The sequence below is a fragment of the Halorubrum sp. genome, assembly GCF_046498025.1.
Classification (GTDB): Archaea; Halobacteriota; Halobacteria; order Halobacteriales; family Haloferacaceae; genus Halorubrum.
In genome coordinates, this window is record NZ_JAWOBM010000029.1 from 1 (window position 1) to 17581 (window position 17581).

A 17581-nucleotide genomic window follows, 5' to 3' on the forward strand; every position below is an offset into this window, starting at 1 on the left:
TCGGCGGCCTCGCGGGCCTCCGGGGCGTCGCCGACGAGCTTGATCCCACCGGCCTTTCCGCGTCCGCCGACCTGTACCTGCGCCTTGATCGCGACCGGATAGCCGATCTCGTCGGCCGCCTCGACCGCCTCGTCGACGGTCTCGGCGAGCGTCGACGGCGGTGTCGGGATCCCGGCGTCGGCGAACACCTGCTTGGCCTGATATTCGTGTAGCTTCATTCTAACTCGTCACGTACTTTCGCTGAACCCGAGTTAGTAGTGTCGAAACGTGGCGGAGGTGACCACACTGCTTGGGGTGATTCTTCGAGTCAGATACTACCGATCTGCCGGCATACTGGTGCCGTTCGCCTCGATATGACCGTGTAAATACGATGGGAGAAATCGCGGTACCCGACGGCGTGGTAACCCCTGCCGCCCCGCCTCCAAACGAAAGCCCTTTTATCCACCCGTGGAATAGGACTGATTGCAGTAAGACAGCGGGCGTGGGTAGCCAAGCTAGGCCAACGGCGCAGCGTTGAGGGCGCTGTCCTGTAGAGGTCCGCCGGTTCAAATCCGGTCCCACGCATCGCACGGGGTCCACCCCCACGATGCACGGTGTTGTCTACACGACAGCACCCACGCACAATTCCTTTCGAACGTTGCCGACTCAGTGACGACTTCACCTCGGCTGGTGATGTGAGGTGTGCATCCCATACCCAACTGCTCGTTCGTAAATGCTGGTGACGGATCAGCGGTGAACGCCTCCAAAGCCCCGGCCGCTCGGCCATACGTCGTTGACCCGGCGGTGAACACCTCCAAAGCCCCGCACAGCACCGCTGGAAGACGGTCACGCGGTTTCACCGCGTGAGCAAGCGAGACCTCCGGTCTCGCCCTGTTCCTGTTCGCTTCGCTGCGCGGGCTGCCACTTCCATGCTCCCGCTCACTTCGTTCGCGGGACCGCAGCCTCACGCCTCCCCACCCTCGTCGCCGGCGGCGGAGCCGTCGGCTGCTCGTGGCGCGTAGCGCCACGCTGTCACCGGCGCGTAGCGCCGCCGGTTGCAAACGAGAGCTTCGCTCTCGCCCTGTCGCTGGCGCCGCCGGCGCCAGCGCTCCCTCGCGCGTGCGACTCGCGGGCCGGTGGCCCGCTCGTCGGCACGCGCCACCGCCTCGCTCGTGTATATATCGCGTTACACCGCGTCGCGGGCGCCGGTCTCGGTCTTCGTTCCTACGAGCGTTCGCCGCCCGCGCGAACTGCCACCCTTTTAGTTCCGGCCTGCCGGAGTAACGCGTAATGAGCGAGGACGCGACCCCCGAGTACGACAACGAGGAGCTGGGGCTCGTCGCCGGGCTGGAGATCCACCAGCAGCTCGACACGGAGACGAAGCTGTTCTGCGACTCTCCGACGACCGAGCGCGACCCCGCGGCGGCCGAGCGGGAGATCACCCGCCGGCTCCACCCGACGAAGAGCGAGCTCGGCGAGCTCGACGACGCCGCGATGGAGGAGAGCCGCGTCGACCGCGAGTTCACCTACCTCGCGTACGACACCACCTGTCTCGTCGAGGAGGACGACGAGCCGCCCCGGCGCGTCGACGACGAGGCGCTGTCGGTCGCCCTCCAGATCGCCGACCTGCTCGACGTCTCGGTCGTCGATCAGGCGCACGTCATGCGGAAGCTCGTCATCGACGGCTCGAACACCTCCGGCTTCCAGCGCTCGATCCTGCTCGGCCAGAACGGGGAGATCGAGACGAGCGAGGGCCGCGTGTCGATCGCCGACCTCATGTTGGAGGAGGAGTCGGCAAAGCGCGTCGAGGAGACGGACGACGGCGTCGTCTTCTCGCTGGACCGGCTCGGCGTCCCCCTCGTCGAGATCGGGACCGGGCCGGACATCCGGAGCCCCGAGGGCGCCCGCGAGGCCGCCGAGCGCATCGGCATGCTGCTCCGGTCGACCGGCGCGGTCAAGCGCGGGCTCGGGACGATCCGCCAGGACGTCAACGTCTCCATCGCGGAGGGCGCCCGCGTCGAGGTGAAAGGCGTGCAGGACCTCCAGGGGATCGAGGACATCGTCCGCGGCGAGGTCGGCCGGCAGGCGGAGCTGCTCGCGATCCGCGACGAGCTCCGCGAGCGGGACGCGAGCGTGGGCGACGTCTCGGACGTGACCGAGGCCTTCGCCGAGACGGAGTCGGGGGTCATCCGCGGCGCGCTCGACGCGGGCGGCACGGTCACCGCGGTCCCCCTGTTCGGCTTCGACGGCCTGGTCGGCCGGGAGATCCAGCCCGACCGCCGGTTGGGGACCGAGCTCTCGGACCACGCGAAGCGCCACGGCGCGGGCGGGGTCTTCCACACCGACGAGCTGCCGGCGTACGGCGTGACCGAGGCCGAGGTCGAGGCCCTCCGCGAGGCGGTCGGCGCCGGGCTCGGGGACGCGGTCGCCCTCGTCGCGGCCGACCCGGAGACGGCCGACCTCGCGATCGAGGCCGCCGCCGACCGGGCCGCCGCCGCGATCGAGGGCGTTCCCGAGGAGACCCGCGGCGCCAACGAGGACGGGACCACCCGCTACCTCCGGCCGCTCCCCGGCGCCGCGCGGATGTACCCCGAGACGGACGTGCCGCCGGTCGAGCCCGACCCCTCCGACGTGGAGCGACCGGAGCTGCTCGACGAGAAGACCGACCGCTACGTGGAGTCGTTCGGACTCGACCGCGGACTCGCGGAGCAGGTCGCGTTCGGGCGGCGCTTCCAGCTGTTCGAGACCGCGGTCGAGCGCGGTGTCGACCCCACCTTTGCGGCCTCGACGCTGGCGTCGACGACGACGGAGATCCGGCGCGACGGGGCGCCCGTCGACAACCTGACGGACGATCACTTCCTCGAGCTGTTCGCCCTCGTCGAGGACGGCGACCTCGCGAAGGAGGGCGTCCCAGAGGTCTTGACGACGCTGGCGAAGCAGCCGAAGCTCACGGCCGAGGAGGCGGTCGAAGTGGCCGGTCTCTCGGGCGTGAGCGAGGCGGAGGTGCGCGACGCGGTCGTCGAGGTCGTCGAGCGCAACGCCGACCAGATCGACGAGGAGGGCATGGCCGCGTTCTCCGGGCTGATGGGCGAGGCCATGGGCGCGCTCCGCGGGAAGGCCGACGGCGAGGTCGTCTCCGACGTGCTCCGCGAGGAGATCGGGAAGCGGTCGTAGCGCGCCCTCCGAACGTCCGCCTCGCCCTCCCCCGTTATTTACGTGTCGCGGGGCCGTGGATCTGTCCGGGGGACACACCAGATGGCCGACACGCCCGCGACCGACCGCTCGACCGACTCGTCCGCGATCGACCAGGCCGACGACTCGTCCGACCCCCGCTCGCGCGGCGAGCAGTTCTCCGACTTGACGGGCCGGTTCGTCCACGGCGTGGAGCTCGCCGCCGCGGCGCTGTTCGCCCTCCTGTTCGGCATCGGCGTCGTCGACCTCGCCCTCCAGATCGCGGAGTCCGTCCCGACGGGAGAGATCACGGACCCGAACGTGGTCATCGGGTTCATCGAGACGGGCCTGTTGCTGCTGATCATCGTCGAGGTGTACCAGACGGTCGTCGCGTACATCGAGCAGAGCAACACCCGGCGGATCGTCAGGCTGGTGATCTACACCGGCGTCATCGCCATGGTCCGGAAGGTGATCATCTTCCGCACCACCGAGTACCCCACGACGCAGGACGCGCTGTTCGCCGCGGTCGCCTACGGGACCGTCATCCTCGGGCTCGTGGCGCTGCTGTTCGTCGAACGCTCGGTGGGCCCCTCGATGAAGGGATAGACCCGCCTCGGAACTACTCCGTCAGCTCCGCGATCAGCGTGTCCAGCTCGTAGGTCGCCGGGGCGCGCGGCTCGTCTCGGAGCGTGGCGATCGTGAACGTCGAGTTCGTGCGCTCGACCTCCGGGATCGCCTCGAAGTCGCTTATCAGGCGTTCGACGGTGTCGGACGAGGAGAGCCGCGCGAGCACGACGAAGTCCGTCTCGCCCATGGTGAAGAACGCCTCCGTGACGCCCTCGACGGCGAGCAGCTCCTCCGCGAACTCCTCGTACGGGCCCTCGTAACTCGCGAGCACTTCGACGATGACGGTGACGCCGAGCCCGAGCGCCTCGTGATCGAGGTCGTACAGGTCGTTCTCGATAACGCCGTCCTCCCGGAGGTTGTTGAGCCGGTAGTGGATCGTCGACACCGGGATCCCGGTCGCTTCGTGGAGCCGCTCCGGACTCCCCGTTCCCAGATCCGAGATCGCCTTCAACAGCCGCACGTCGCGCTCGTCCATACGCCTCGTTCGCGTGAGGGATTGTTGTATATTCCGACCGATATACTTGGACTCGACTGCAAGAAACGGGGGCGTTTCGGGACCGAGTTGAATCGAATTTATATATCTAATCGTTCATCCCATATACCCCGTAATTCGAGAGAATAGTTTAACTGTCGTCGTAATCTTCAAATATATACTCAATGAGAACTCGGAATTTCCTTTCCACTTCGGAATCGGTCGTCGCCGCGTTCGTCCTCCTCGCGATCCTCTGGGGCACCTCCTTCGTCGCGATCGAGGCGGGACTGCACTACTTCCCACCGCTGCTCTTCGCCGGCGTTCGGTACGCGGTCGCCGGCGCGATCGTGTTGGGCGTCGCCGCGGTCGCGCCCGGTCGGACGGTCCCCCGCGGCCGCGACGAGTGGCTCGGCGTCGCCGTCGCGGGAACGTTCGTGATCGCCGCGTACCACGGGCTGTTGTACGTCGGCGAGCTCTACGTCTCCGGGGCGGTCGCCGCGGTGATCGTGAGTCTCTCGCCGGTGTTGACCGCGGTGTTCGCCGCCCTGCTCCTCCCGAACGGCCGGCTCGGCCCCGTCGAGATCGGCGGGTTCGCGCTGGGGATCCTCGGCGTGGTCGTGATCGCTGACCCGGCGGCGGCCGGACTCGGCAGCACCGCCCTGCTCGGCGTCGCGCTGGCGTTCGGCGGCGCCGTCGCCTTCTCGCTCGGCGCCGTCCTGCTCCGACCGCTCCGGACCGACCTCCCGATCGCCGCTCTGCAGGGGTGGGCGATGGTCCTCGGCGCCGGGCTCCTGTTCGTCGGCTCGGCCCTGTTCGGCGAGTCGCCGTCGGCGATCGAGTGGAACCGGACCGCGATCGTGTCACTGGCGTACCTCACGCTGCTGTCCGGCGTCCTCGCCTTCCTGATCTACTTCGCGCTGCTCGACGCGGTGGGGCCGGCGCAGCTCCACCTCGTCGGGTACGCCGAGCCCGTCGTCGCCGCGGTCGGGAGTTGGGTCATCTTCGGCAGCCTGATCGAGGCGGAGGCGATCGTGGGCTTCGTCGCGATCCTCGCGGGCTTCCTCGCGCTGGAACGCCACGAAATCGCCGCGTACATCGACCTCGACATCGACCTCTACCACTGGACGCGCTGATCTGTCGTCGCGACCGGATCCGCCACTCGTTCTCTCGGCTCGTTCTGCCCTCGACGTCCGTGGTCAGCCCTCGACGTCCGTGGTCAGGCCGGCGCGGAGGTCGCGACCGAAGTAGTGACCGAGCAGCGCGACGACGAGCCCGATCCCGCCGCCGACGGCTAGCAGGGACACCCCCCACTGCTGGAGGTAGTCGACGCCGATCGGCAGGAAGCCGACCCCGAGGACGTTCGTCACGGCGACGGCCGCACCCGCCGCGGCGCCGGCGATCCCGGTCTCCACGTACCGGCGCGCGGAGAGAGCCAGCCCGATCAGGAAGGATGCGAGGAACATCCCCGCGGCGGAGCCGATCGTCCCGCCGATGATCGGGATCGCGCCGCCGAGGAACACGCCGACGGCGACGGCGACGAGCGAGAGCGCGAACGCCTTCCCGGAGAACCAGCGACCGCTGGTTCCGATCCGGCCGCTCCTGTCGTCCGTGGCGGTCGCCGGACGGGAGGAACCGGTCGCCGTGGCGCTCGACTCGACGCCCGCCTCGGTCGACGGCTCGAGCCCGTCGCCGTCGGCGAGGTCGTCGTCGAGGAGGTCGTCGAGGTCGTCCATCGGGTCGCCGTCTGACGCCTCGCGCTCCTTGGAGGGTTGCATACCGGAGCGTTCGCCCCCGTGACCTTGTGTCTTGTGCCCACGATAGATTCGCCCGCGTGACGCCTGCTCGGGGGCTCTCCGACCCGTTCGACGCGACTTCCTCGACGTGCCGGACCCGTCTGGTCCGATGCATCTCACTCCGGCGTTTCACCGGAAACGGGGTGTCTCGGGGCCAGCGACCGCGCCGCGGAGTGCGTCGTCGCCGCCCGTCAGTCGCCCTCGTCGGACTCCCGCGAGCCCCACACGCGCTTGTCGACGAGCTCGACCGTCATCGGCCCGTCGACGGTCACCTGACAGGAGAGTCGCGGGTAGCCGAACCGGGCCGCGAGCCGGTCGTGCCAGTGATCCGGCGGCGGCCCCTCGCGGATCCGGACGCCGCAGGTCGCACAGAGCCCGCGCCCGCCGCAGTTGAGCCGGCGCGTCGCGGCGGCGTACGGCGACAGGTCGGCGTCGAGCAGAACGCGCCGGAGGTTCCGGCCCGGCTCGACCGACAGCTCGGTTCGTCCGTCGCCGTCGACGACGACCACCGGAACGGTCTGGTCGCTCATTCGATAGTCGGAGCGTCGCGTCCGGGGGGCAAAGTCCTGTGCCCGGACCGGGGCCGACTCGGACTCCGGGCCGACCCGAACTCGGGGCCGACTCGGACTCCGGGCCGACCCGAACTCAGGGCCGACTCGGATTCGGGGCCGACCCGAACTCGGGGGCGCTCCGGAACCGCTTTCCACGCTCGCGCCGACCCCGCCGACATGGACACGCGTCGCGCGCTGCTCGACGCCCTGGCCGACGGCCCCGTCTCCGGGCCGGCGCTCGCCGCCGACCTCGACGTCTCGCGGGCTGCGGTGTGGAAGGCGGTCGAGGCGCTCCGCGAGGAGGGGTTCGCCGTCGAATCGACGCCGGAGGGATACGTCGCGCCCGCGGATCCGGGATACTGCGCGGCCGGGATCGAGTTCGGACTGGACGCCCCGTACGCGGTGGAGTACCACGACAGCCTCACGTCGACGAACGACCGCGCCCGGGAGCTGGCGGTCGGGGGGGTCGCGGACGTCGCCGTCGTCGCCGACGAGCAGACCGGCGGGCGGGGGCGACTGGACCGCGAGTTTATCGCGCCGAGCGGCGGCGTCTGGACCTCGCTCGTCACCCGTCCGACGGTCCCGCCCGCCCGAGCGCCCCTCTTCACCCTCGCCTCGGCGGTCGCGACGGTCGACGCCTGCCGCGAGGCCGGCGTCGAGGCGCACATCAAGTGGCCGAACGATGTCCTTGTCGGGAACGACGAGGACCCCGGAGACGACGGCGGCCGCCCGGGACGCGGCGGCCGTAAGCTCGCCGGGATCCTCACCGAGATGGAGGGCGAGGCCGACCGGGTGTCGTGGCTCGTCGTCGGCGTCGGCGTCAACGCGAACATCGACCCCGAGGCGCTTCCCGCGGGCGCGACCTCCCTCCGCGCCGAGGTCGGAGCCGACGTCGACAGGCGACGGGTCGCGGCGACGCTCTTCGAACGGTTCGCGTCGCTCGCGGAGACGGCGGAGCGCTCCGATCGGATACTGGCGGCGTGGCGCGACCGGGCGAGTACGCTCGGTCGGCGAGTGCGGGTGGACACCTCGTCCGGTCCCGTCGTGGGGACCGCGGTCGACGTCGAGTCGCCGGGGGCGCTCGTGATCGACACCGACGACGGAACGCGGCGCGTCCACGCGGGGGACTGCGAACACCTCCGCGACGCCGACGCCTGACCGCGCGGGCTACGTCTGTCCGGTTGCCTCCGGCTCGGTGTCGTCCGGATCCCCGTTTCCCGTCGGCGTTCCTACGACGGCAGCTACCTCGGTGTTCGGTTTCGTCGAGAGGGCGCCGTCGAGCCGGACGGTCAACACCGGAACGACGGCGGCGCGGACGACCTTCTCCGCGACGCTCCCCAGGAGCAGCCGATCGATCCCGCCCCGACCGTGGGTCCCCATGACGATGAGGTCGCAGCCGTTTTCCTCGGCGTAGCGGACGATCTCGCGGCTGGGCGACCCCTCGACGACCGCCGTGTGCACGTCGATACCGGTCCCCTCGGCCAGCTCCTCGACCGCGTCCACGGCCTCGGTCGCGTCGCTCCGCAGGAGGTCCGTGACCCCCTCCCACGAGGCCTCCATCGGCATCCCCGCGTAGCTCGCCGTGTCGACCACGTGGACGGCGTGGACGCTCGCGTCGTGGACCGCGGCGATGTCCAGCGCGTGTGCGACGGCGCACTCACCCTCGTCCGAGCCGTCGGTCGGGACCAGGATCCGATCGTAGAGTGTCATCTGTTCACAAGACTCAATGGACCGCGCGCGGATAACTCTTTGCAGCTTTTGCCGGTTCTTTGCGGCCGCTCCCCGAGGCGCGTATTTAAGACGCTTCAAGATGATTATCAATCATGACGGATGAGATCGCACTCTCGCGAGTCGAAGGCGAGTTCGAGGATCACTCCTTCCCGGCGGACCGGAGCGACCTCGCCGAGTCGTGTGCGGGGACCACCGTGCTGTTCGCCGACGGCGACGCCGACCTCGGCGAGCTCCTCGCCGAGATCGACCAGGAGCGGTTCGAAAGCCCCGAAGACGCCTACGTCGCGCTGCAGAACGTCCTCCCGATCGAGGCGGTCGGCGAGCCGGGGCAGTCCGACGGGGACGCCTGATCGAGGCGAGGGCGTCTGATCGAGGCGAGAGCGTCTGTTCGAGATGAGAGCGTCTGTTCGAGACGGCCCGCGCGTCACCGCTCCGCACGCCTCGCCGCGTCTCGCATCGCTTTTTACCGCGGGTCGCACACTGGCGGTAATGAGTTATCGGATCGGCCTCGTCGGCAAGCCCTCCGTGGGGAAGTCGACGTTTTTCAACGCCGCGACGATGAACGACGTGCCGGAGGGCGCGTACCCGTTCACCACGATCGACCCGACCGTCGGCGAGGCGTACGTCCGCGTCGACTGCGCCGCTCCCGAGTTCGACGAGACCTGCACGCCGAGCGTCGGCGTCTGCCGCCGAGGGACCCGCTTCGTTCCCGTCAAACTCGTCGACGTCGCCGGCCTCGTCCCGGGCGCCCACGAGGGGCGCGGGCTCGGCAACCAGTTCCTCACCGACCTCAACGAGACGGACGTGCTGATCCACGTCGTCGACTTCTCCGGCAAGACGGACATCGAGGGCGAGACGACCGAGGGCCACGACCCGCGCGAGGACATCGACTTCCTAGAGGAGGAGCTCGATGAGTGGTACCTCGACGTGCTCCGGAAAGGGATCGAGAAGTTCGAGACACGCTACCACGGGTCGAAGGCCGCCATCGAGGCGGAGCTCGCCGAGCAGATGTCGGCGTTCGGGATCGACAAGGACCGGATGAAGCGGGTGATCCTCGCCCAGGGGCTCGAGCTCGACCCAGAGACGTGGGACCACGCGGACGAGGCGTCGCTCGCGCGGGAGATCCGCAAGCGCACGAAGCCGATGGTCGTCGCCGCCAACAAGACGGACACCCCCGAGGCGCAGGCGAACTGGGAGGAGATCACCGCGGACCCGGAGTACGAGCACCTCTCGTTCGTCCCCGCGAGCGCCCACGCCGAGAAAGCGCTTAAAAACGCGAACGAGGCGGGCGTCGTCGACTACACGCCCGGCGAGAGCGACTTCGACATCGTCGGCGACGTTTCCGGCGAGCAGGCGGCGGGCCTCGATCGGATCGGCGAGTTCGTCGCCGAGTACGACGGGACCGGCGTACAGGGCGCGCTAGAGGCGGGCGTCTTCGACGTGCTCGGCTGTATCGCGGTCTTCCCCGGCTCCGCCAACGGGAGCACAGACGAGAAGGGCGTCTTCCGTGACTGCTTCCTGCTCCCCGAGGGGTCGACGACCGAGGACTTCGCGTTCCACATCCACTCGGACATCGGCGAGGGACTCCTCCACGGCACCGACTGTCGGAGCGGACGACAGGTGGGGACCGACCACGAGCTCGCCCACCGCGACGTGATCGAGCTCGTCTCGACGAAGCAGGCGGCGCCGTAGCCGGCGGCGGCAACCTTTATATGTGATCGCGGTACTCGACGGCAGCGGTCCGTATCAGCGGTCGCCGTCGCCGTCGGGGTCGGGAACCCCCGCCGCGGACCCGACCGGCGTCGCGTCGTCCGGCAGGTCGGACAGCCCGAGCCGGTCGAGCAGCCGCGTCGTCGGCCGCCCCTCGCGGTCCCAGTCGCGGTACGCGTAGTACCGGTCGAGCAGGGCCTCGAACGACGCGGGGTCGATCCCGTCGCCGCCTCGGTCTCCGTCCGCCCCGCTCTCGGTGTCCCTCCGCAGCGCCTCCGGGAGTCGGTCGTCGGCCCGCGTGAACCCCTCGCGGAGGTTGAACAGCCGCGCGAGCGTCCACGTGCGCTCGCCGAGCAGCCGGAGGTCCTCGGGGTCGCGCTCGTCGCCGAGCGCCGCGAACCACTCAGCGGCCGTCGCGGGACCGAACACGTCCGCGAGGAAGTCGTCCGCGACGAGACACCACACGGCCGCGCGGCGGTCCTGCTCGTCGGCCACGGCGGCGGCGCGTTCGGCCGGGCTCCACCTGGGCGCAGCCACCGCCTCCGCCTCGACCGGGCGAGCTCGTCGGTGGCACCCGCCGCGGTCGCTCGTCGCGAACGCGAGCGCCATCGTCTCCGCGCCTCGGGGGTCGTAAGAGCCGAGCTCCATCCCCTTCACCGTCGGGACCAGATCGCCGCCGCCGAACCGGTCCGCGGCGGCTTCGACCCCGTCGGCGAGCGCGTCCCCGAGGGGCGTCGAGCGCGAGGCGATCTCCCCGATCAGGGCTCGCGCCGCCGCCTCGTCGCCGAAGGAGAGCTCGCGGTCGACGCCGTGGTCGCTCCGGTCGATCAGCCCCGCCTCGCTCGCGCGGACCGCCCACGCGACCGCGTTGCCCGCGGAGATCACGTCGATCCCGAGGCGGTCGCAGCGGCCGCCGAGCGCCGCCACGGCGTCGAAGTCGCCGATCCCGAGCCCCGCGCCGAGCGCGATGGGGGTGCCGCCGCGGGGGACGGTCTCGTCGGGAGCGCCGGTCTCGTCGCCCTCGTGTGACCCCCCGGTCGCCCCGTCGTCGCCGGTCGGGACCCGGAATCCGCCGGGGACCGGGTCGTCCGGGCGCTCGCGGCCCGCGTCCCGCTCGGTCGCGGGCTCCACGCCGAGGTCGTCGGCCCCCGCGAACCGGCGTGCCTGCCAGCCGCGGGTCGGAAGCACGCCGGTCTCGTCCGCGAACGAGACCGTTTCGAGGGTGTCGCCGGCGGCGAGCCACCGGCCGGCGTCGCTGTCCGCGAACCGCTCGGCGTCGCGGTCGCGGAGCTCGCGGAGCGCCGGCGGGGTCTCCGGCGGCGGGTCGCGGGCCACGACCGCCTTCAGGTTCTTCGAGCCCATCACCGCGCCCGCCCCGCCCCGACCGGCGTGGTGGTCGCCGCCGTCGGAGGCGACCGTCGCGTAGCGCACGCCCGCCTCGCCCGCGGGACCGACGCAGGCGACCGCGGCCTCCGGGAACCGGGCGTCCGTCTCGGCCGCATCGAGCCCGCGGAGGTCGCTCGCGAACGCTATCGTCGCCTCGCCGTCACCGACCGAGAGCGCGACGGGCCCGTCGGCCGCCCCCTCGATCACGACGCCGAGGGCGTCGCCCAGCGACCCGGCCAGCCGACTCGCGAACGACCCGCCGCCGTAGGAGTCGAGGAACGCGCCGGTGAGCGGCGACTTCGTGACGGCCGCGTAGCGCGGCTCGCCGGGGAGGTGTCCCGTGAGCGGGCCGACGAGGAACGCGAGCCGGTTCGCCGGCGACGTCGGGTCGACGCCGGCGGGCATCTCGTAGAGGTACCGCGCGCCGAGTCCCTTTCCGCCCACGTACCGCTCGCGCCACGCGTCCGGGACGCGTTCGCTCCGGACGCTGCCGGCGGAGAGGTCGACGCGGAGGACCCGGTCGGGGACGGTCATCGTCCGAACGGACGCGCGCCGGTCGAATTAAACCCACGCCGCCCGGGCCGTCGTGCGAACCGTCGCCGAGGCGAGCGCGCGCCCCTCGGAACCCGGCGCGCGCTCCCCGACCGAACCGCTTTCGCCCCCGGCGTCCGTAGGTGTCGGCATGGACCACGTCGTCGACGCGCTCGACGCGGCCGCGGGAACGACCTGTCTCGTCGGCGCCGGCGGGAAGAAGACGACCCTGTACGCGCTCGCCGACCGGCTCGACCGGGCGGTGCTCACCGCGACCGTGCGGATCCCGATCTTCGACCGCGAAGTCGCCGCCGTCCGGGTGACGGACGACCCGGTCGCCGCGCTCGAGGCGGTCGGCGCGGCTGACGAGTCCCGGGACGGCGACAGCGACGGGTCTCGAGACGGCGACAGCGACGGGTCCGGCGACGACTTCCCGCTCGGGCTGGTTTCGGAGCGCGAGCGCGACGACCGCTACCGGGGGTACGACCCCGCCGTCGTCGACGAGCTGGCGGACGCCCACGACGGCCCGGTGCTCGTGAAGGCCGACGGCGCCCGGACGCGACTGCTCAAGGCGCCCGACGAGCGCGAACCGCAGGTTCCCGCCGGCGCGGACCGCGTGGTTCCGGTGGCGAGCGTCGGCGCGATCGGCGAGCCGCTGACGGCGGAGACCGTCCACCGACCCGAGCGCGTGGCCGCGCTCACCGGCGCCGCGGTCGGCGACGAGATCACCCCCGAGCTGGTCGGGCGCGTGCTCGCCGACGAGCGGGGCGGATTAAAAGACGTGCCGCCGGACGCGACGGCGATCCCCCTGATTAACGCGGTCGACGACGACGCCGACGAGGCGGTCGCCCGGGCGGTTGCCCGGGTCGTTCGCGAGCGCGCGGACGAGTCCCGCGTCGACGTCCCCCGGGTCGTGCTCGCGCGGATGATCGACGGCGCGGTCGTGGACGTGGTCGAGTGAGGGCGGTCGCTCTCGCGACGCGAAGCGGTCGCCCGAACGTATTCATAAAACGGCCGAATTCATTTATAAAACACACCCGGACGCACTTATAAGGCCGTTCCTCGCGTATCCGCGGCCATGGAACGTACCGTGACGGTGGTGCCGGAGGCGGGGCTCCACGCGCGTCCGGCCTCGAAGCTGGTGCAGACGGCGAACCGGTTCGACGCCGACGTGTCGATCGGTCGCGCGGCCGACGGCGACGACGGGCTCGTCCGCGCCGACAGCATGCTCTCGGTGAGCGGGCTGAACGTCGGCCACGGCGAGTCGGTCCGCGTCGTCGCCGAGGGGGCGGACGCGGCCGACGCGCTCGACGCGGTCTGCGACCTGCTCGCGACCGAGGTCGAGAGCGAGGAGCAGGACGGCGACGGTGAGGCTCCGCCGTGAAGACGCTCACCGGCGTCGGGAGCACGCCGCTGTCGGGGATCGGCACGGCGCGGTGGTACCGGCCCGAGGCGGACCTGACGCTCCCCGACCGACCCGATCCGTCCGCCGTCGACGCGGACGCCGAACTGACGCGGTTCGAGGCCGCGCGCGACGAGGCGCGCGAGGCGATCCGCCGCGCCCGCGGCCGGACCGCTGAACGCGTCGGCGAGGAGGAGGCGGCGGTGTTCGACGCGCACGAGCAGTTCCTCGACGACCCGACGCTCGTCGGCGACGTCGAGGACGCCATCGGCGACGGAGCCCTCGCCGAACGCGCCGTCCACGACCGGTTCGCGGCGGCGATCGAACAGTTCGAGGGGCTGGAGGGGCCGATGGCCGAGCGCGCCGACGACCTCCGCGACGTGCGCGACCGCCTGCTCCGCGCGCTCCTCGCGGTCGACGCGCTCACCGACCTCGGCGACCTCCCGGACGGGACCGTCCTGCTGGCCGAGCGACTCACGCCGAGCGACACCGCGGAACTGGACCCGGACGCGGTATCCGGCATCGCCACCGTCGCCGGCGGACGCACCGCCCACGCGGCGATCATCGCGCGGTCGCTGTCGATTCCGGCGGTCGTCGGCGTCGGCGAGCCGCTCCGAGCGGTCGCGGACGGGGACGAGCTGCTGGTCGACGGGACCGACGGGCGGGTCGTTATCGACCCGGACGCGGAAACGCGCGAGCCGACCGCGGTCGAAGCGGCGGCGGTGACTCACGACCGGGTCGCGACCGTCGACGGCCGGTCGGTCGAGGTGGCCGCGAACGTCGGGAGCGAGGCGGAGATCGGCCCCGCCGCCGCCCGCGGCGCCGACGGGATCGGGCTGTTCCGGACGGAGTTCCTCTTCCTCGACCGGGCGGCGCCGCCGACCGAGGACGAGCAGTACGAGGCCGTGACCGCCGCCCTGTCGGCGTTTCCCGACGACCGGGTGGTCGTCCGGACGCTCGACGTGGGCGGCGACAAGCGGGTGCCGTACCTCGACCTGCCGACGGAGGGGAACCCGTTCCTCGGGCGACGGGGAATCCGGCTCTCGCTCGACGAGCACCGGGACCTGTTCGAGACGCAGCTCCGGGCGCTGTTGCGCGCGGCGGCCGGCGAGGACGGCGACGGGCTCGCCGTGATGCTCCCGCTCGTCTCTCGCCTCGAGGAGATCGACGCGGCGGTGGCGGCGATCGAATCTGCGGCCGCCGACCTCGACGCGGCGGGGATCGACCACGCGGTCCCCGAGCTCGGCGCGATGGTCGAGACGCCGGCCGCGGTCTTCCTCGCGGACCGGCTCGCGGACCGGCTCGACTTCCTCAGCGTCGGGACGAACGACCTCGCGCAGTACGTGATGGCGGCCGACCGCGAGAACGACGGCGTCGCCGCGTACCACGACCCGCTTCACCCGGCGGTGCTGCGAGCGATCGACCGGACGACGGCGGCCGCCGCCGGGACCGACGCGTGGGTCGGGATGTGCGGCGAGATGGCGGGCGACCCGGCGCTCACGGAACTGCTCGTCGGGCTCGGGCTCGACGAGCTCAGCATGAGCGCGGTGACCGTCCCGGCGGTAAAGGCTCGGGTCGCAGAGGTCGACGCGGAGGCGGCGCGGACGCTCGCGGAGGCGGCGCTCGCCTGCGAGACGCGCGCCGAAGTCGGGGACGTGGTCGGCCTCGACGACGCCTGAGGACTGCCGAGGAACGGCGACCGCGCCGGGCCGGTCCCCGCCTCAGAGCTTCGTCATCCCGCGGGCGGCCTCCGCCTGCTCGCGGACCGAGTCGAGCGTCGCGGCCGGGTCGGTGGCGGCGACGGCCGCGTTGACCGCCCCTTCCAAGACGGGCGCGTCGGCGATGACGGCCTCGGCCTCGCTCAGCTCGACGGCGACGTCGGCGTTCATGACCGCGCTTCCCAGGTCGACGAGGACGACGACGCCGTCGCCGCCGTCAGCGGCGTCGATGGCGGCCTCGATCGCGTCCGGGACGGTGCCGATCCCGCCCTGTCCGTCGCCGCCGACGGGCTCGATGCGGGTGTCACCGGCCATCTCCGCGGCCACCTCGACGATCCCCTCGGCCGCGCGCTCGCTGTGGGAGACGACGACGAGCCCGACCATCAGTCGCCCTCCGGGTCGGGCGCGCTCGCGTCCGCCGCCTCCTCGCCGTCGTCCGGAATCGTCGGCGAGGTCGCGTCGACGTCGGGTATCTCGGTATCGAGCGCGGCGGCGGCGGTCGCGAGCAGCTCTTCGAGGATGAACAGCGCGCTCGTCGCCCCGGGGTCTTGGTGGCCGACCGACCGCCAGCCCAGGTAGGAGGCGCGCCCCTTCCGCGCCCGAATCGGGACGGTGAACGCGACGCCGCGCTCGGCGGCGTCGACCGCCTTCGCGAGCGCTTCGAGCGGCGGGAGGCCGTCCGTCTCGATCGACTTCTTGAACGTGTGGACCGCGGGGGTGAGCGCGTCGACCACAGTCTGGTCGCCCACGCGGGCGTCGCCGCGGTCCTCCACCTTCTTCAGGTAGGTCTCGGCGAACGCCACGGCGCTCTCGGCGCTGACTCCGTCGTCGAGCTCCGCGCTCGCGAACACGAGCGAGCCGCCGAACAGGGGACCGGACGCCCCGCCGACCTCGGCCATGAGCGTCTTCCCCACCGTCTTGCAGACGGTCTGGGGGTCGGGGTCGCCGAGGTCGCGGGCCGCCTCGGCGGCGGCCGCCCACCCGCGCGCCATGTTGCCGCCGTGGTCCGCGTCGCCGATCGCGGAGTCGAGGTCGGTGAGATAGCTCCGCTCCTCCTCGATACGGTCCGCGACCGCCTCGACCGCCCTCACGACGGCAGCGCCGTCGTCTTGGCCCTCCCCGCTCATTGCGTCCGGGTGAGGGCGGGAGTGTCGGCCGGGGCGGCGAACAGCTCCTTCAGCTCGTCGTCGACGGCGCAGACGGTGATCGAGGCGCCGGCCATGTCGAGCGAGGTCATGTAGTCGCCGACCCACGCGTCCCACGTCTCGAGGCCGTGCTCGCCGAGCAGCTCCTGCAGCCGACGGTTGACGACGAACAGCTCCATCTGCGGCGTGCCGCCCATCCCGTTGACGATCGTGAGGACCTCCTGACCGTCGTCGAGGTCGAGGTCGTCGAGGACCGCCTCGGTCAGCGCCCCGGTGATCTCGTCGGCGCTCATCACCTCGGTGCGTTCGGTGCCCGGCTCGCCGTGGATCCCGATCCCGAGCTCGATCTCGTCGTCGCCCAGGTCGAACGTCGGCTCGCCCTTCTCCGGCGTGACACACGAGGTGAGCGCGGTCCCCATGGTGCCGACGTTCTCTATCACCGTCTCGGCGACGCGCTTGACCTCCGACAGGTCGGCGCCCTGTGCGGCCTTGGCGCCGGCGGCCTTGTGGACGAGGATCGTGCCGCAGACGCCCCGGCGCCCGGAGGTGTACAGGGAGTCCTCGACGGCGACGTCGTCGTCCACCACGACGCTCTCGACCTCGACGCCCTCCATCTCGGCGAGCTCGATGGCGGTCTCGAAGTTCATCACGTCGCCCTCGTAGTTCTTGATGACGGCGAGGACGCCGTCGCCGGCGTCGCAGGCGCCGATCAGCTCCTCGAACTGGTCGGCGGTCGGCGAGGAGAACACGTCGCCCGCGGCGGCCCCGTCGAGCATCCCGTCGCCGATGTAGCCCGCGTGGGTCGGCTCGTGGCCGCTGCCGCCCCCCGTTACCAGCGCCACCTTCCCCTCGACCGGCGCGTCGTCCCGGACCACCACCTGTGTGTCCGGGAGCCGGCGGAGCCGGTCGGGGTACGCCGCGATCATCCCGTCCAGCATCTCGTCGACGACGTCGTCCGGTTCGTTGATCAGCTTCTTCATAATCAACGTCCATGACACTCCGAGATCTGTTAAAGATAGTGGGCCACTGGGTGCCCGCGGGGTCGTCGTCGACCGCGGCGGCCGCGCTCGCCGGTTCGACGACGGTCCGGGCGTGGGCCCTCCGTGGGGCTCTCGGCCCGAAGGAGTCGTGGTAGCTATAGCACCGAGAGCGCGAACCACACCGTCACCCCGGCCAGCAGCACCGCCTGCACGAACGAGCCAGCCAGCACGCCCACCACCGCGTACGCCGACATCCGGGCCGCACCGCGCGGGTCGTCGGCGTTGTGGTACAGACTGACGAGGAACACGGTCCCGCCGACCCCGACCGCGAGTCCGAGGGGACCGATGACGAACAGGAGGGCGATCCCGATCGCCGTCCCGGCGG

At 71.5% G+C, this 17581-nt stretch carries 19 protein-coding genes and 1 tRNA gene; 10 read left to right on the forward strand and 10 right to left on the reverse strand.

Annotated features, from left to right (window positions below):
• Positions 1-218: ATP-grasp domain-containing protein (locus R6U01_RS06625; RefSeq protein ID WP_410285675.1), on the reverse strand; the 218-nt coding region annotated here is incomplete at its 3' end.
• Positions 219-479: 261 nt separating this feature from the next.
• Between R6U01_RS06625 and R6U01_RS06630 the strand changes: the two genes are divergently transcribed.
• The 3 genes from R6U01_RS06630 (at position 480) to R6U01_RS06640 (ending at position 3756) form a co-directional block, all read left to right on the forward strand.
• Positions 480-564: transfer RNA gene (locus tag R6U01_RS06630), tRNA-Leu, on the forward strand.
• A 705-nt stretch (positions 565-1269) separates the two neighbouring features.
• A complete protein-coding gene (gatE, locus tag R6U01_RS06635; RefSeq protein WP_410285676.1) occupies positions 1270-3153 on the forward strand; it encodes a Glu-tRNA(Gln) amidotransferase subunit GatE in 1884 nt (627 codons plus the stop codon).
• 81 nt (positions 3154-3234) lie between these two features.
• Complete coding sequence (locus R6U01_RS06640; protein WP_410285677.1) at positions 3235-3756, forward strand: phosphate-starvation-inducible PsiE family protein; 522 nt, start codon at positions 3235-3237, stop codon at positions 3754-3756.
• A 13-nt stretch (positions 3757-3769) separates the two neighbouring features.
• Here R6U01_RS06640 and R6U01_RS06645 read toward each other — a convergent pair whose 3' ends face one another.
• Entirely contained in the window at positions 3770-4252 is a 483-nt protein-coding gene (locus R6U01_RS06645; RefSeq protein ID WP_410285678.1) for an Lrp/AsnC family transcriptional regulator, read from the reverse strand.
• A 182-nt stretch (positions 4253-4434) separates the two neighbouring features.
• Between R6U01_RS06645 and R6U01_RS06650 the strand changes: the two genes are divergently transcribed.
• Complete coding sequence (locus R6U01_RS06650; protein ID WP_410285679.1) at positions 4435-5382, forward strand: DMT family transporter; 948 nt, start codon at positions 4435-4437, stop codon at positions 5380-5382.
• A 63-nt stretch (positions 5383-5445) separates the two neighbouring features.
• On the opposite strand, the gene R6U01_RS06655 is transcribed toward R6U01_RS06650, so the two are convergent.
• Both R6U01_RS06655 and R6U01_RS06660 read right to left on the reverse strand, forming a co-directional pair.
• On the reverse strand, positions 5446-6024 hold the full coding sequence (locus R6U01_RS06655; RefSeq protein WP_410285680.1) for a hypothetical protein: 579 nt from the start codon (positions 6022-6024) through the stop codon (positions 5446-5448).
• Between the two features lie 209 nt (positions 6025-6233).
• The gene (locus tag R6U01_RS06660) at positions 6234-6572 is read right to left on the reverse strand and encodes a 2Fe-2S iron-sulfur cluster-binding protein (protein WP_410285681.1); all 339 of its coding nucleotides are present in this window, start codon (positions 6570-6572) and stop codon (positions 6234-6236) included.
• Positions 6573-6770: 198 nt separating this feature from the next.
• Between R6U01_RS06660 and R6U01_RS06665 the strand changes: the two genes are divergently transcribed.
• Complete coding sequence (locus R6U01_RS06665) at positions 6771-7751, forward strand: biotin--[acetyl-CoA-carboxylase] ligase (RefSeq protein ID WP_410285682.1); 981 nt, start codon at positions 6771-6773, stop codon at positions 7749-7751.
• 9 nt (positions 7752-7760) lie between these two features.
• Here R6U01_RS06665 and R6U01_RS06670 read toward each other — a convergent pair whose 3' ends face one another.
• Positions 7761-8303, reverse strand: a complete 543-nt coding sequence (locus tag R6U01_RS06670; RefSeq protein ID WP_410285683.1) for a universal stress protein — start codon at positions 8301-8303, stop codon at positions 7761-7763.
• Positions 8304-8416: 113 nt separating this feature from the next.
• Here R6U01_RS06670 and R6U01_RS06675 point away from each other — a divergent pair, with 113 nt between their 5' ends.
• Together R6U01_RS06675 and R6U01_RS06680 are read left to right on the forward strand one after the other, a co-directional pair.
• On the forward strand, positions 8417-8674 hold the full coding sequence (locus R6U01_RS06675) for a hypothetical protein (protein ID WP_410285684.1): 258 nt from the start codon (positions 8417-8419) through the stop codon (positions 8672-8674).
• Between the two features lie 139 nt (positions 8675-8813).
• On the forward strand, positions 8814-10016 hold the full coding sequence (locus R6U01_RS06680) for a redox-regulated ATPase YchF (RefSeq protein ID WP_410285685.1): 1203 nt from the start codon (positions 8814-8816) through the stop codon (positions 10014-10016).
• 54 nt (positions 10017-10070) lie between these two features.
• Here the strand turns inward: R6U01_RS06680 and R6U01_RS06685 are convergent, their stop codons facing one another.
• Complete coding sequence (locus R6U01_RS06685; protein WP_410285686.1) at positions 10071-11954, reverse strand: aldehyde ferredoxin oxidoreductase family protein; 1884 nt, start codon at positions 11952-11954, stop codon at positions 10071-10073.
• Positions 11955-12102: 148 nt separating this feature from the next.
• Here R6U01_RS06685 and yqeC point away from each other — a divergent pair, with 148 nt between their 5' ends.
• The 3 genes from yqeC to ptsP all read left to right on the forward strand — a co-directional run bounded on the left by yqeC (position 12103) and on the right by ptsP (position 15032).
• Positions 12103-12912 (forward strand): selenium cofactor biosynthesis protein YqeC, encoded by an 810-nt coding sequence (gene yqeC, locus R6U01_RS06690; RefSeq protein ID WP_410285687.1) that lies wholly within the window; start codon positions 12103-12105, stop codon positions 12910-12912.
• 117 nt (positions 12913-13029) lie between these two features.
• Complete coding sequence (locus R6U01_RS06695) at positions 13030-13335, forward strand: HPr family phosphocarrier protein (RefSeq protein WP_410285688.1); 306 nt, start codon at positions 13030-13032, stop codon at positions 13333-13335.
• On the forward strand, positions 13332-15032 hold the full coding sequence (ptsP, locus tag R6U01_RS06700) for a phosphoenolpyruvate--protein phosphotransferase (RefSeq protein ID WP_410285689.1): 1701 nt from the start codon (positions 13332-13334) through the stop codon (positions 15030-15032). The genes R6U01_RS06695 and ptsP overlap by 4 nt, the downstream gene beginning before the upstream one ends.
• 42 nt (positions 15033-15074) lie before the next feature.
• On the opposite strand, the gene dhaM is transcribed toward ptsP, so the two are convergent.
• From dhaM to R6U01_RS06720, 4 genes are all read right to left on the reverse strand, one after another.
• A complete protein-coding gene (dhaM, locus tag R6U01_RS06705; RefSeq protein WP_410285690.1) occupies positions 15075-15455 on the reverse strand; it encodes a dihydroxyacetone kinase phosphoryl donor subunit DhaM in 381 nt (126 codons plus the stop codon).
• Complete coding sequence (gene dhaL / locus R6U01_RS06710) at positions 15455-16198, reverse strand: dihydroxyacetone kinase subunit DhaL (RefSeq protein ID WP_410285691.1); 744 nt, start codon at positions 16196-16198, stop codon at positions 15455-15457. Before dhaL ends, dhaM begins: the two co-directional genes overlap by 1 nt.
• Entirely contained in the window at positions 16195-17196 is a 1002-nt protein-coding gene (dhaK, locus tag R6U01_RS06715) for a dihydroxyacetone kinase subunit DhaK (RefSeq protein ID WP_410285692.1), read from the reverse strand. The genes dhaL and dhaK overlap by 4 nt, the downstream gene beginning before the upstream one ends.
• 155 nt (positions 17197-17351) lie before the next feature.
• Positions 17352-17581: DUF456 family protein (locus tag R6U01_RS06720; RefSeq protein ID WP_410285693.1), on the reverse strand; the 230-nt coding region annotated here is incomplete at its 5' end.

Coding starts and splice junctions, on each gene's coding strand:
- R6U01_RS06680 (WP_410285685.1), top strand. CDS start 8,814: ATGAGTTATCGGATCGGCCTCGTCGGCAAGCCCTCCGTGGGGAAGTCG.
- R6U01_RS06665 (WP_410285682.1), top strand. CDS start 6,771: ATGGACACGCGTCGCGCGCTGCTCGACGCCCTGGCCGACGGCCCCGTC.
- R6U01_RS06640 (WP_410285677.1), top strand. CDS start 3,235: ATGGCCGACACGCCCGCGACCGACCGCTCGACCGACTCGTCCGCGATC.
- R6U01_RS06685 (WP_410285686.1), bottom strand. CDS start 11,954: ATGACCGTCCCCGACCGGGTCCTCCGCGTCGACCTCTCCGCCGGCAGC.
- R6U01_RS06660 (WP_410285681.1), bottom strand. CDS start 6,572: ATGAGCGACCAGACCGTTCCGGTGGTCGTCGTCGACGGCGACGGACGA.
- dhaL (WP_410285691.1), bottom strand. CDS start 16,198: ATGAGCGGGGAGGGCCAAGACGACGGCGCTGCCGTCGTGAGGGCGGTC.
- R6U01_RS06645 (WP_410285678.1), bottom strand. CDS start 4,252: ATGGACGAGCGCGACGTGCGGCTGTTGAAGGCGATCTCGGATCTGGGA.
- R6U01_RS06670 (WP_410285683.1), bottom strand. CDS start 8,303: ATGACACTCTACGATCGGATCCTGGTCCCGACCGACGGCTCGGACGAG.
- gatE (WP_410285676.1), top strand. CDS start 1,270: ATGAGCGAGGACGCGACCCCCGAGTACGACAACGAGGAGCTGGGGCTC.
- R6U01_RS06695 (WP_410285688.1), top strand. CDS start 13,030: ATGGAACGTACCGTGACGGTGGTGCCGGAGGCGGGGCTCCACGCGCGT.
- dhaM (WP_410285690.1), bottom strand. CDS start 15,455: ATGGTCGGGCTCGTCGTCGTCTCCCACAGCGAGCGCGCGGCCGAGGGG.
- R6U01_RS06675 (WP_410285684.1), top strand. CDS start 8,417: ATGACGGATGAGATCGCACTCTCGCGAGTCGAAGGCGAGTTCGAGGAT.
- dhaK (WP_410285692.1), bottom strand. CDS start 17,196: ATGAAGAAGCTGATCAACGAACCGGACGACGTCGTCGACGAGATGCTG.
- R6U01_RS06650 (WP_410285679.1), top strand. CDS start 4,435: ATGAGAACTCGGAATTTCCTTTCCACTTCGGAATCGGTCGTCGCCGCG.
- yqeC (WP_410285687.1), top strand. CDS start 12,103: ATGGACCACGTCGTCGACGCGCTCGACGCGGCCGCGGGAACGACCTGT.
- R6U01_RS06655 (WP_410285680.1), bottom strand. CDS start 6,024: ATGCAACCCTCCAAGGAGCGCGAGGCGTCAGACGGCGACCCGATGGAC.